Below are 13,800 nucleotides of genomic sequence, written 5' to 3'. Positions count from 1 at the left end.
ATTACCACTCTACCGGGCACAGTTCATCTCTTCCGTCACGATCACTCCGGGAATAGTAAACCAAAACCTTGATCCTTTTCCTTTTTCAGAATCAACGCCAATCCGCCCACCTAATTGTTCAACGATGCTCTGACAGATAGAAAGTCCCAATCCTGTACCGTGTACAAAAGAATTAAGCTTCACAAAACGCTCAAAGATATGTGGCAACTGCTCTTTTTCAATACCGATGCCTGTATCTTCAACATAGAATTCCAATTCGCCATCTTTTAGTTTATATCCCACATGAATACTACCTTCAGAGGTAAACTTCATTGCATTGTTAACAAAGTTAGAGATCACCTGATGTATACGGTTACGGTCACTAATGACATGACAAACCGGAAGATGACCATCAAACACCAGTTCCACCTCTTCTTTCGCTTTCATCCCCATAGAGCGGACAATATCCTCACATAACAGATTTACATCTACATCTCCGTTAGTAAACTCAAATGTACCCGCTTCAATCTTTGACAAATCGAGTATATCTGAAATTAATTGCAACAAAAGTTCATTATTCTCACGTACAATCTTAATATACTCCTGACGTTCTGCCAGCTCTTCAGTTTCTACCAGCAAATCGGAGAAACCGACAATGGCATTCAGCGGCGTACGGATTTCATGACTCATATTGGCAAGGAAAGCACTTTTCAAACGATCCATCATCTCTGCTTTATCACGTGCCTGAATCAATTCGGCTTCAGTCTCCTTCAATTCTGTAATGTCATAATTAATACCGATAATTTCTATTTCATTTTCTTCCGGTTTATAATTGGTGACCATTACATTACTGCTGACCCAATTCCATTCGTTCTTCGTTCCGGGACGACGAATACGCATCTCCCCTTGGAAATGCCTCCTTTTTCCGTCTCTGACTCCATCATAAAAATCGAGGAAACGCTTGCGGTCTTCGGGATGCATTTGGCTATAAACTGCTACCACCTCACTCAAAGGAATATCTTCCTCCTCACCTAAATTCTTATACCACTGTTTTATAGCATAACCTTTGCGGTTCAAGAGATTCAATTTGGCATATCCTACTTTTGCATAATCGGATATCATCAAGAAGAAATTCTCAAAATCACGAATACGGTTCATTGCATCAATACGCTCCGTATTGTCAATGCTTATTAAAATATATCCGCTGAAGTTGCCCTCATTATCATATAGTTTACTAACCTTCGAATATAGTTCTATCACATTAGAACGGCTTGTCTCATAATATCCTCCTGCTTGCTCAAAAGAATAATTAAGTCTGAAATCCACCAGATCTTCATTCCGCACACGATCACGAATCCCCTGCGGCACATTCGGATTCTCAAAGAAATTAACCCCTATCACATCCGATTTATTCACTACACCGAATATTTCTAAATCCTTATTATTCAAATCTATCAAATAGCCGTCCTTATCGTAGATCTCTACTCCTGCCGGAATATTAGCAAAGATATTCTTAAAGAGTTTTTCACTACGATCCAATGCCCGGTTAGCTTGTACCGATCCCGTAGAATCGAGGAATAGACCGACTATTTCGTCCTTTCCGGGAGAATAAATAACCCAATGCGTATACCGTTCCGTTCGAGGGAAATATTCATCTTTCTCTCTATAAGAATTACTATCCAGTATTTCTTCCAGAAAATTAAGTTTTTGGAGATAGTCAGGATGCTTTTCAGATGCCAAAGAACCAATATACGACTCCAAAGGAAGCCCGAAGAAGGTTGAACTGACCTCATTCGCATCCGTCACCCGATAATCGCAAGGTTTATTATTCTCGTCACGGATAATGGACATACGTATATATCCCATCGGCATAAAATGAAACAGATTATTTAGGAAAGTCTGTTCACGGATTACCTTGTCCTTAGTTTTACGCAACTCGATACAGATATTTATAATATTTCCCAATGAGGAGAACCATTGAAAATCTTCATTACTCCAGTCATGGTAAGTCTCAACCAAATCAATCCCCATATATCCCCAAACGCGGTCGCCTGTCATCAAAGGAGTCACCATTAACGATTTGATTCCCTGAACTACAAGAATCTGATATTCATCAGGAGCCTCTTCTAATAACTGCTCCAGTGTATTTAAAATAATCGGCTTGCCCGATAATATCTGTTCACTCCACCATTTTGACTCACTGGCAGGCATGTCCTGCAGATTGTCTATCTCTGCCGATACCCCTTCAGAAACAACTTCGTAGATACAACTATGATGGGCATAAATTTCGTCGTATTCAAAAATATAAACACGTCCTTTTCCATTATAAAGATTCAGAATATCTCTCAAAATATCTGCGATACAAGATTCTACTGCCTCATCACGTAGGAAACGAAGCAACGATTGCGAAACAAAATTCTGACGACAAAGCAAATCATTCACACGCCTTAATGCATCCCTTTGATCTTCTTCCTTGGGAGCCTCAACGCGCTGGATTATTCCGAAAGCCTTATCACCTCCATCAACACCTGTACCCTTCTCACGAAAAGCCAGACGGGTATGCAACCAGACCTCGCCATATTTTGAATGAATAGGGAAAGTTTGTTCATAAAAGTCCTTATGGATAGAAGAATTTGCCCGGAACTCCTGGGCAATCTGCTTGCGATAATCTTCACGTATCAGGTTTAGAAAATCCGAAGTAGAGATGGTGTCGCCGTCCAATCCCAAAAGATCAGAAAGATAATCGGAACATAAATAACATCCTGCCGTTAAATCTACTTCCCACCATCCGATTTGTGCAAGAGAAGCCATTTTTTTGTATCGCTCGTTGTCTGTTTGCATATTTTGTATCGTTGTAAAATAATAGGTTGACAAATATACGAAAAAGGTAATCACTGATACCATAAAGGAGCAAATAAAAAAGCTAAAAGAAGATTACGAAAACAAATAAATAGAATATGGGAGAATCTGTTTGTTACAAATTCTCCCATACCTCCTATTAAAAAAGATACACTTTGCTACTCTATATCTTATTTATAAGGAAGAGAAATTATATCCGCTCCAAGTGAACAGGGATGCATCTGCACCAGTATTCGTAGTCGGCTCGGTAAATGTATTCAATGTACCGTTCAGCTTATTCTTAAAGTTCAATGTATAGGTGATGCTGATGCTGGAAGCTGCACTTCCTGCCCCTTTACTGTCATTCATATCAATCAAATCGATTGTACCGCCGGAACCTTTGACAAGGGCATTGGTGATCGTAGCTTTTGCTCCACGACGGATTTTAATCACGTCTTGCATGCGGTCTGCATTATCCGTTGTATTGGCAGCATTATTTACGATTGTCATATTTTCAACCGCAAAGTCTGACTGACGTAAATGATCCGGATAAATGCCATCCAAGTTACCATCTGCTTCAATGCCGCGCGGATCTGCTTCCGTACTGGTATAACCGCTTTCCCAAACGCCATAGCAGTTTTTCAATTTACCGGAATATCCTTGAGTGAAGTCGAACATATCATCATCCGGGTTCACAGCCAACAAGTTGGTTACATTCACCGTACCGCCAAAGAATTCGACGGCATCATCCGCGCTCTCAAGAATGTAGATATTCTCAATCTTGGTAGCGTTTCCAACACCGTTCAGTGTCAATCCGTTGTGCTCGATATCGGCAGTAGAGCGGGCACCGGCATAGCAGATTTTCACATAAGTCAGTGAACCGGAATTGTCATTATCGACATTACCACCGTATTTATAGTTGTTGTCGATTTCCGTCAGACCTGTATCACTCTTATTGGCGTTCGAACCGGAAATCGGAGCTTTACCATTGATAATGATTCCTCCCCAATAGCCGGATGTAGGGGTTGTTGAATTGGCAGTGAAAACAATCGGTTTATCAGCTGTACCGTCAGCATAAAGTTTACCGCCCTGTGCTACCAGCAGATAACTGCTGAAACCTTCGCGAGCCTTAATCGTTGTTCCGGCAGGGATATTCAGACGGCCTCCATTTTCAATGACTACCGTTCCGTTCAGAATATATTCCTTAGCTTCCAGTGTCTGTTCTCCGGTCAGCGTGCCGGACAGGATATTTTCGCCCACAACAATAGAGCTACCGGTCCCACCGTTGTTTCCACCATCTCCGTTACCATCACCGTCTCCATCACTATCACTGCTACATGCAGTCAATGTAAGTGCTGTTGCCATAACGGCAAACGTCATAAAGTTCACAAACAATCTTTTCATTTTGCTTTCATTATTAGTTAATAATCTTATTTCATCACCCGGCTTAGAATGTACACGACACTCCCAGGCTTATATTTATTCCTTTCTTATAATCATTCAATATCACCTTTTCCCCGTTTTCGTTCGCTTTGCGGCTTAACTTATAAGAGGGATTCAGCAGGTTGCGGGCTTTCAGGTTAAGGGAAAGATGCTTGTTCAGTTTGGCTTGGGACACAAAATCCAGTGTCAGTACTCCCTGCTCCATCATATCCTGATACCCCTGCGTGCCAATGGTATATATCTTATCACTCACATAATTAAGTACCAATGTATTGACAAAACTGCGTTCTCCTTTCGTGAAGTTATGCGAGAGGTCGAAATTGACAATCCACGGTGCGGCTCCTTCCAGTTGCGAACCGGTGGTAACCGTTGCCAAAGGCATTTTTGCATTCGTGTAGATATAAGAGCCATTCAATCCCAAAGAGAGTTTATTCATTCCGTGCGCAGCATTACTCACCGGACGGACAAACAGATTCTTACGTATTTCTATCTCCACTCCTGCCACGGTTGCCTTATCCGCTATATTCTCATAAGAAAGATAACCTCCGGCGCTTGCCACTTCGATGCGGGATATCGGATTCTTAATCAATTTATAGAAAGCTGTGAGAGAAATCAACTCGGTCGGAGTGGGATTAAAGTCCCACTTCAGATCAAGGTTATAATGATCCGAAGGTTTCAGATTGGGATTCCCCTGACTGTTGAAGTTCACGCCGACATAACGGTAAGGAGATATTTCCTTTGCCTGCGGAAGCGTATATGTTTTACTAGCTCCCAGACGAAGCGAGTTTTTATCATTCAGATTGTATTTGAGATTCAAGCTGGGCAGGAAATAATCTTTTTGGATGGTATTGTTTCCTTTAGAACCTCCACGATTCACATTGTAATCCACTTCAATATCTACCTTGTCGTATTTCATTCCCAGATTCACAATCCAACGGGGAGTAAACTGGTAGGTAGCCTCGGCATAAGCGGAATGGATATTCTTTTTCACGGTATATTCATCTAAGTTCTTTTGTATCTTGAACCAGTCGGAAGCAAAGTTTTCCTGATTATAATAATCGTCAAGCGAGAAGTCGTCCAAAGAAGGGATGGTAGAAACATGTCCTACGGTCAGGTTATACTCCGTAGCTTTGAAGTTATCATCTACGAATCGGCCTGTATATCCGAAACGGATATTCGAAATTTCGTCTATATTATCTTTCAGACGATAGACCAAGCCTGCTTTTACATTCAAGTCGTCTTCATCTAAAGTTGAGAAATAGCGCTGTTGTGAGTTGCCCCTTAGCAACGTATAGCCGTCTTCCGCTTTAGTCAGGTTATTGATACGACGATCCGGTTCATACCCTTTCACCATATTATAGGAAGCACCTGCATCGAGACTTAATGATTTGGTCAATCCCCAGTTAGTCATCAGTTGATTAACGATCAGCATATTATCATTCGTTTGTTGGCGACGGGTGAATCCGAGGTTTTCATAGTCGTCACTAAAAATCGAGTTCTTACCGTTGTAATCGCCCACCGACTGGGTATTGGCATGAATCATCATCAAATTATAACTGATGTGATGACGATTCTGCATATCGAAATCCACATTGGCAAGTGCCAGCTGACTGATATTCTCCGCATACTTCTTTCCATTCATATCTTTGTAGACCGTACCGCCGGTAGTTGTATTACGTATGATTTCATCCGTATACTGATAGTCCGTCGTATGTCCGGCAGTCAGGAAGAAAGAAAGTGGATTTTTGTCTTTTCCGACATAGAATCGTTTACCTCCGGAAATACTGTAACTCCGGTTGATTTGCAAATGTTGAGCGGAAGGGTCTAACTTATTTCTGAAGTTCCATGAGTTTTCATCGGCAGGTTCGGTGCGATTAGCAAAGCCCATGAAGTTCACTCCATCCTGTTTCAGAAAATCGGCTGCTACCGTTTGTGTATTCAAGCCACCGGAAATGCCGAATCCCAGATTACCGCTACCAATGAGTTCTTTGGATACGATATCAATGGTTGCCCCTCCGACATCGCTGCTGCCTCCCGCGTTGAATGCTTTATTTACGCCTACGGACTGAATAATGTCCGTACCGAAGAAATCAAGAGAGATATTCTTATATTCCGGGTCTTCGGAAGGAAGAGCAAATCCATTAAAAGTAGTTGCATTGTACCGGTCTCCCAATCCACGGACAAAGACATTTTTCACTCCGTCTTGTTTAGACACTCCGGCAACTTTCGTCACAGCACCTTCTGCATCCGAAACACCCTTGCGGGAAAGCTCCCTGACACCAACAGATTGTACGGCAATGACTGCTTTTTGCTGTTCGAGCAACAGCATATTCTCATTTTCCCTATTCTTCTTAGCTACAACCACCACATCGGCAAGTTCCTGTGCATCGGTTTCCAACTCCAGATTCAGTATCACCTGTTTTCCATTCTCCACACGCACTTTATGGCGCACTTCTGTTTTGTAGCCTACATATTTAATCTCAATATCATACATACCTTCCAGAATGCCCATACTGTTCAATTCGAAATTGCCCTCCATATCGGTCACTGCTCCGGCTTGAGTTCCGAGCAAACGTATCGTAGCTCCTATCAAAGGTTCCTTGGATAGTTTGTCTTTCACAGCTCCTTTAATCTTGATATTGGCAGCCAATGCAGGAAGTACACACAACAGGCAAAAGAAGGCCGCCACTGAAAATCGGATAAGAAATAGTTTTTTCATCTAACTTTGCTCTACGTTTTAATTACGTCGGCAAAGATAGAGGGTGAGCATTACAACTATAAGACGAAATAAATACAATCTATTGAAAGAGTCGTTGCAAGATGATGACAAGATGTTACAAACGTATTATCAATCACTTACGCTATTAGTTTAACTTGTTTATAAGCAAATTTAAGACCGGAACTTCACTCTTTTATCTCTCATTATGCATAAAATTAATCGTCTGACTACTGTTGAACTTTCGTCTGACAATTGTCAGACGAAAGTTCAACAGTAGTCAGACGAAAAGATAACAACCGTCAGACGATTAATTTTATGCATATCGAAACCTAATTCTCCGTATTCGGCGAATTAGTTCATAAGGATGAATACACTAAATCAGTTTCTTTTTCTTCCGGTAGTTCTCGCGAAACTCTTTAGGCGAACAACTCTTTTTCTTCTTGAAGATCCGGTTGAAATTGGAAAGGTTATTAAAACCGCACTCATAACAAATCTCGGCAATAGACATTGTAGAATCTACCAACAACCGGGAAGCAAAGCCCAGCCGAATATCAATGATATAATCGGAAAGATTCTTGCCTGTACGCAGCTTGAAGAAGCGGCTGAATGACACATCCGTCATCCCCACCATATCGGCCAACTGCCCCAGACGTATTTCTTCCTGATAATGTGTATTGATGTACTCCTGCACTTTCTGCACACGCCGGCTGTCCGAATGAATATCTATCTTGGCAAAAGACGAACTGGACAAGGTACGTGCCTCTTCCTCAAAGAGAGAAAGTTCATACAAGATCGTCATAAATTTAATGACCGCATAAAATCCTTGCTTCTCTGAAGCAAGCGTATCCAGCAACGGATATATTTTGAGTATGGCGGACATCGGGAAACAAAGCCCTTTTTGTGCTTTATCCAGCATCCGGCGGATAGAGTCGAACTGATTCTTATTGATAAAGCTCTTGAAGAAAAGATCGGAAGAAAACTGAATCGTAATCTCCCGTATCTCTTTCGAACGGCACTCGTTCTGTTCCCAGACGTGCTCCAAGTCTTTTCCTGTTATCAACACCAAATCATAATCACCTATCACTTCGGAAGAGTCTCCTACAATCCGCCTTACTCCGGCAGCCTTTTCGGTGAAGTTCAATTCAAACTCGGAGTGGTTGTGTATAGGATAAGTGAATTCCGTTTTATAACGTTCCGCAATGTAAAAGCAATCCTTATCTGACAAAGGAGTGATTTCACGGATAATCTGGTTGGATAACGGTGTAGTCATAGTAATTACAATTTATAAACGTTTTATCGTTTGATTAGTTTTCTATCTTTACCCCTATCCGATGCAGGTCTGCCCCCGACGGGTTTTGGAAGACACGCAAGTCGAATTCGGGAATAATGGCAAGCACATGATCGAAAACATCTGCCTGTATACCTTCGTAGGCAACCCATACTTTATTGGCAGAAAAGAAATAAAGTTCCAATGGGATACCGGTTTCAGTAGGCTGAAGCTGACGTACCATACAGGTCAGGTCTTGGTTGACGGTAGGCAGACTCTTCAGATAGTTAGTCAGATAGGCCCGGAAAACTCCCAAGTTTGTTTGCCGACGTCCATTCACTAACACAGAGTTGTCGATATGATGTTCCTTATTATATTCTTCCACTACCTTTTCCGTTTCATCCACATAGTCTTTCAACAGTTGTATCTTCCGGTATTTTGCCAACATCTCCGGTGTACAGAAATGCACACTGGTCATGTCTATATTGATGGAACGTTTCACACGACGTCCGCCGGATTCCTGCATTCCCTGCCAGTTTTGGAAAGAATCACTAATCAATAGATAAGGAGGAATGGTGGTGATGGTATTATCGAAGTTACGTATTTTTACGGTATTCAATGTTACTTCTATCACCGTACCGTCCGCACCGTATTTCGGCATCGTGATCCAATCGCCCACCTTCAGCATATTATTGGCGGAAAGCTGGATGCCGGAGACAAATCCCATGATACTGTCCTTGAAAACCAACATCAGAACCGCAGCGGAAGCTCCCAATCCGGTCAGCAACACCACCGGACTTTGCTTTATCAGAATACTGATAATGATGATAGCTCCTATAAAGAAGAGAATGACTTGCGCTGTCTGCAAAAGCCCCTTCAAAGGTTTGTCTTTATATTGTTCACGCGCGCTATATACCAGATACACAGCCGTAAACAAAGCACTGACGAAGCGAAGAAAGACTGCAAGGATATAAATCATGCAAAGTCTTCGAAGAAAATCAAGCAAAGCAGAGTCTGCGTGTTCGGGAAAAGCAATAGGAATAGATATATAAATCAATATAGGCGCCACCATCCTGCTGATGTTCACCATTACTTTATCATTAAATACAATATCATCCCAAGTAGCTTTTGTCTGTCTCACCAATTTAGCCACGGTACGCAGAATAATCTTGCGGCAAATCAGATTAGCCAATAATGCTATTCCAATAATAAACAATAAAATGATAAAGTTATCAATCTTATCAGCCATAGCTTCATCCACTCCCATCGAGAGCAAAGCATGATTCACCTCTTGCATCACTACATTACCTGCTTCTTCCGGTTGCCCGTTTGCTAATGCCACACTCACTGTATCAACCACTTCTTTTACTTCTTTCATAAGCAATCGTCTCTCTCTTTTTTAGTTTTTCTTTTATTTATGATCTCTGTTTCTTTTCTTCTTTATTCTTTCCTTCTTCCAAATATTCACTGATATCCTGCCGTAGCCAATCATAATGGAAGAGTCTTTTGTAGGCTACATTCTTCTTGAGCATGATTTCTACGTTCACCTGGCTGTTCTGATAACAAGTCAGTTCGTTTCTGAACTGTTCATTGTGTTCGGCCAACCGCTTGATTTCCTGTTCCCGTTCACGGCGCAATACGGTGCAGACCGGAATCAGTAGTTTCATTACCACATTATCCATCACATGGTGTCCCTGCATATACAAGTAAGTAGTTTCCGGCACCAAGCCCAGCTCTTTAAATTCAGTCCGCAATCCATTCACCTGATTGATGTTATGGGGGAATTTCCTTTTCAACTCTGCCAACTTCTGATTAACCCGTTGTTGAAGGGATTCCAAGCTCTTTTCCGGATGCCGGAGATTAATCTCGCGCAAAGAAGTATAAGTATGGAAATCGTACATGGGGAAAGTGTAAGTATCCCGTTGGCGATAAAACCATACGTTCCAGAGGAAAAGCGGATATACTATTTCAGAATACTTCTTCAGGTAGAAGTTGAAATCTAAAATGGAACGGTCATTCAACGTAGCCTGCACACATACTTCGTGAAGGCTTTCGGCAAAACAATGATAGTTTTCAATAGCATAGGTATAAGTCTGAAAAATATACCTGCTCCGGTTGATTTTACGGGAGGTATTGGTAGCTCCCTGCAACAGGAAATCATAGTCACTATCCACACAGGCAATCAGACTTCTCCCCAACTCGGCTGTATTCAGCGTGTTCATGAGTACCATCTTTTTTCCTTTTGCCAGGGAGGTGGCTGAAGGAAGCATCACTTGGAAATAGTGTTCGTCGTCTTCAAACTCTTCAAGCAATGTGCGCCAGAAAGCGATGTCGTCATAGCTTTCTACGTAAGCGATGATACGTCGGCGGGCTTTCTTCGGATAAAGCTTATGGGCGGCATTGAAATAAGAAGAAGTCAGATTATCTCGTAGTGAAGTTGCCATTTGTTCTATTACAGGTTACGAATTACAAATTACAGTTGGGAGAATCCTTGTCGAGCTTGTGCCCTACGGTGGTAGATATATCACTTACTTCTGTCACGGCATCCAACCAGCCTTCCATAATGACGGCAGGCGAATGGGTAGTCAGGATAATCTGCACATTCGGATTCAGTTCACGTATCATAGCAATCAGTTTCTGCTGCCATTCTATATGAAGGGAGGCTTCCGGCTCATCCATAAACAATACACAATGGCTGTTGTCCTGCACGAGTACGGTCAGCAGGATAACCAGCATTTGCTTTTCACCGGACGACAGTTTATAAGGGAATAATAGTTCGCCATCCTGATAGAAAGCGATATCGTTCCGTTTCCTGTCTATCTTTTTGCGTGTATAGCTGAACAGTTCGTCAATCATATCCTGAAAACGACGTTTGGCTACAGATAATGTAGCTGCTTTACGACGCTCTTCTTCATCAATGCTGGAAAGCATTTCAATCATCTTATTACCAATGTTGACTTGATAATCGAGGTAACGGCGTTGCAAGAGATAGAGTTGCCAGTCCAGTTCGGACTTTACATTCTTGTCGGCCATGCGGGCTGTGAAGTCACCCATAATCAGGGGACGGTCGTAGCTTCGGATGACGTCATAAGGAATATAGGTTGCCTGGGGATTGTCGAAAAAGAGACGCACACCGTTCTTCTCGTCACTTTTCATTTCACCGGAAAGTTCTTCGAGGTATCCCACCGAACGGTTCAGAATGGTAGTCTTCCCCACTCCGTTGATGCCGGAGAGGATGTTCACATCGGGACGCAAATCCCATCCTATATTAAAGCGTTCCCATAGTCCGTGTATCTCGATACGACGGATATAATTGGCTTGTTGTTCCATAATATTCAAGTTTAATCAAGGCAAATATAAACAAATCATACGATAAAAGACTACCTTTGCAACCGTTTTCTCTATTTGATTGTTAATGATATCAGAGATATGGTAAAATAAATAGTATCAACATGGACAAAAGTAAGAACCTGTATGGTCATTTGTTTGCGCTTACAGCAAACGTTATGTGGGGATTAATGTCTCCCATCGGTAAGTCGGCTCTTCAAGAGTTTTCTCCAATTTCTGTCACTACATTCCGCATGGTGGGGGCAGCAGCCGCTTTCTGGATCCTTTCCATGTTTTGCAAACAGGAACATGTGAATCATCAAGATATGCTGAAAATCTTCTTTGCTTCACTGTTTGCGCTAGTATTCAATCAAGGAGTGTTCATCTTCGGGCTTTCTATGACTTCTCCTATTGATGCTTCTATCGTAACTACCACTCTACCGATTGTAACAATGGTTGTAGCGGCCATTTACTTGAAAGAACCTATTACCAATAAGAAAGTACTGGGAATTTTTATAGGTGCTATGGGAGCGCTCATTCTCATTATGAGCAGCCAGGCAGGAAGCAACGGAAATGGAAGCCTGATTGGTGACTTGCTTTGTCTCGTTGCGCAAATCAGTTTTTCCATATACCTGACTGTATTCAAGGGATTGTCTCAACGATATTCGGCAGTAACGATTAATAAATGGATGTTCATATATGCTTCAATGTGTTACATTCCGTTCTCCTATTATGATATTTCTACGATTCAATGGACTTCTATTTCCACTGTCGCCATTCTACAGGTACTTTATGTCGTATTAGGAGGTAGTTTCCTCGCGTATCTCTGCATTATGACTGCACAGAGGCTGCTCAGTCCTACGGTAGTCAGTATGTACAATTATATGCAACCCATCGTGGCTACGATTGCGGCAATCGCGATGGGCATCGGAAGTTTCGGCTGGGAGAAAGGGATTGCTATCGCACTTGTATTCCTGGGAGTATATATTGTGACTCAAAGTAAATCGAGAGCTGATCTTGAAAAAGCAGAAAAGCCTCATTAATAGTACAAGCGGGTAGAAAGACTGAACGTTTCCTACCCGCTTATGCCAAATGTATTCTTTAAGAATCAGAATCTTATTATCATTTAAAGTCTCATTTCAAATCCTCAAAATAAGTATCGAGCAGACTTCTTGCAGCTATAAACGAAGTCAGGTTGCCTTTCAATACCTGCTGTTCTTTTTCTAAGAGCATTGTTTCAATCTTCGGATTATGATAAAAGCTGTCACGAAGTTGTTCATTGATGCTTTCATACATCCAATATTTACTTTGCTCGTTGCGACGATATTCAAAATAGCCGTTTTCTTTTACGAAGTCAATGTATTCGTAAATCATATCCCAGACCTCCTTTACTCCCAGGTTATAAAAACCGGAGTAAGTCAATACTTTGGGAATCCATCCGGATTCAGGTGCAGGAAACAGATGCAATGCATTACGGAATTGAGTGGCAGCCAACTTGGCACGTTCCAGATTATCTCCATCGGCCTTATTGATAACGATACCATCCGCCATCTCCATAATACCACGCTTAATCCCTTGCAGTTCATCGCCCGTACCGGACAACTGAATCAACAGGAAAAAATCAACCATCGAGTGAACAGCCGTTTCGCTCTGTCCCACTCCTACTGTTTCCACAAAAATTTTATCAAATCCGGCAGCCTCACAAAGAATAATCGTTTCACGTGTTTTGCGTGCCACTCCTCCCAAAGAACCGGCTGACGGGCTAGGGCGGATGAACGATTTAGGATGTACGGAAAGCTGCTCCATACGGGTTTTATCTCCCAAGATACTGCCTTTACTACGCTCACTGCTAGGGTCGATGGCCAATACCGCCAGTTTACCCCCCTTTTCGAGCACGTGCAGACCGAATACATCTATGGATGTACTCTTTCCCGCACCGGGAACGCCGCTGATACCAATCCGTATCGAATTACCGGAAAATGGCAGACACTTCTCAATGATTTCCTGTGAGACAGCCTGATGTTCAGGCTTTACGCTTTCCACCAATGTCACAGCCTGACTCAATATAGTGACATCACCTTTTACGATACCTTCTACAAACTCTGCTACTGAAAGTTGGCGTTTCTTAGGTTTCCGCTTTAAGTAGGGATTCACAGATGAGGGTTGCTCAATGCCTTTATTGACAACAAGCCCCTTATATTCTTCACTATTTTCAGGATGTTCCATA

Annotated in this window: 9 protein-coding genes; 1 reads left to right on the top strand and 8 read right to left on the bottom strand. The window is 42.1% G+C overall.

What is annotated here, in order from left to right; genetic code table 11:
* Window positions 1–9: 9 nt before the first annotated feature.
* The 7 genes from BSCG_RS09615 to BSCG_RS09645 form a co-directional block, all read right to left on the bottom strand.
* Entirely contained in the window at window positions 10–2,820 is a 2,811-nt protein-coding gene (locus BSCG_RS09615) for an ATP-binding protein (protein WP_032849601.1), read from the bottom strand.
* A gap of 192 nt (window positions 2,821–3,012) precedes the next feature.
* On the bottom strand, window positions 3,013–4,221 hold the full coding sequence (locus tag BSCG_RS09620) for a hypothetical protein (RefSeq protein WP_008776532.1): 1,209 nt from the start codon (window positions 4,219–4,221) through the stop codon (window positions 3,013–3,015).
* Between the two features lie 43 nt (window positions 4,222–4,264).
* On the bottom strand, window positions 4,265–6,979 hold the full coding sequence (locus BSCG_RS09625; protein ID WP_008776531.1) for a TonB-dependent receptor: 2,715 nt from the start codon (window positions 6,977–6,979) through the stop codon (window positions 4,265–4,267).
* A gap of 373 nt (window positions 6,980–7,352) precedes the next feature.
* A complete protein-coding gene (locus tag BSCG_RS09630; protein ID WP_004301439.1) occupies window positions 7,353–8,249 on the bottom strand; it encodes an AraC family transcriptional regulator in 897 nt (298 codons plus the stop codon).
* Window positions 8,250–8,283: 34 nt separating this feature from the next.
* The gene (locus BSCG_RS09635) at window positions 8,284–9,624 is read right to left on the bottom strand and encodes a mechanosensitive ion channel family protein (protein ID WP_008776530.1); all 1,341 of its coding nucleotides are present in this window, start codon (window positions 9,622–9,624) and stop codon (window positions 8,284–8,286) included.
* Between the two features lie 37 nt (window positions 9,625–9,661).
* Window positions 9,662–10,690: a DUF4435 domain-containing protein gene (locus tag BSCG_RS09640; RefSeq protein ID WP_004312100.1), complete on the bottom strand. Its 1,029-nt coding sequence runs from the start codon at window positions 10,688–10,690 to the stop codon at window positions 9,662–9,664.
* Between the two features lie 22 nt (window positions 10,691–10,712).
* A complete protein-coding gene (locus BSCG_RS09645) occupies window positions 10,713–11,576 on the bottom strand; it encodes an AAA family ATPase (RefSeq protein ID WP_004312099.1) in 864 nt (287 codons plus the stop codon).
* Window positions 11,577–11,698: 122 nt separating this feature from the next.
* Here BSCG_RS09645 and BSCG_RS09650 point away from each other — a divergent pair, with 122 nt between their 5' ends.
* Window positions 11,699–12,616: a DMT family transporter gene (locus tag BSCG_RS09650; protein ID WP_004312098.1), complete on the top strand. Its 918-nt coding sequence runs from the start codon at window positions 11,699–11,701 to the stop codon at window positions 12,614–12,616.
* 91 nt (window positions 12,617–12,707) lie between these two features.
* Here the strand turns inward: BSCG_RS09650 and meaB are convergent, their stop codons facing one another.
* On the bottom strand, window positions 12,708–13,799 hold the full coding sequence (meaB, locus tag BSCG_RS09655; RefSeq protein ID WP_004305376.1) for a methylmalonyl Co-A mutase-associated GTPase MeaB: 1,092 nt from the start codon (window positions 13,797–13,799) through the stop codon (window positions 12,708–12,710).
* Window position 13,800 lies beyond the last annotated feature (1 nt).

Source organism: Bacteroides sp. 2_2_4, from assembly GCF_000157055.1.
Classification (GTDB): domain Bacteria; phylum Bacteroidota; class Bacteroidia; order Bacteroidales; family Bacteroidaceae; genus Bacteroides; species Bacteroides ovatus.
This window is presented reverse-complemented; position numbering and strand designations above follow the sequence as displayed.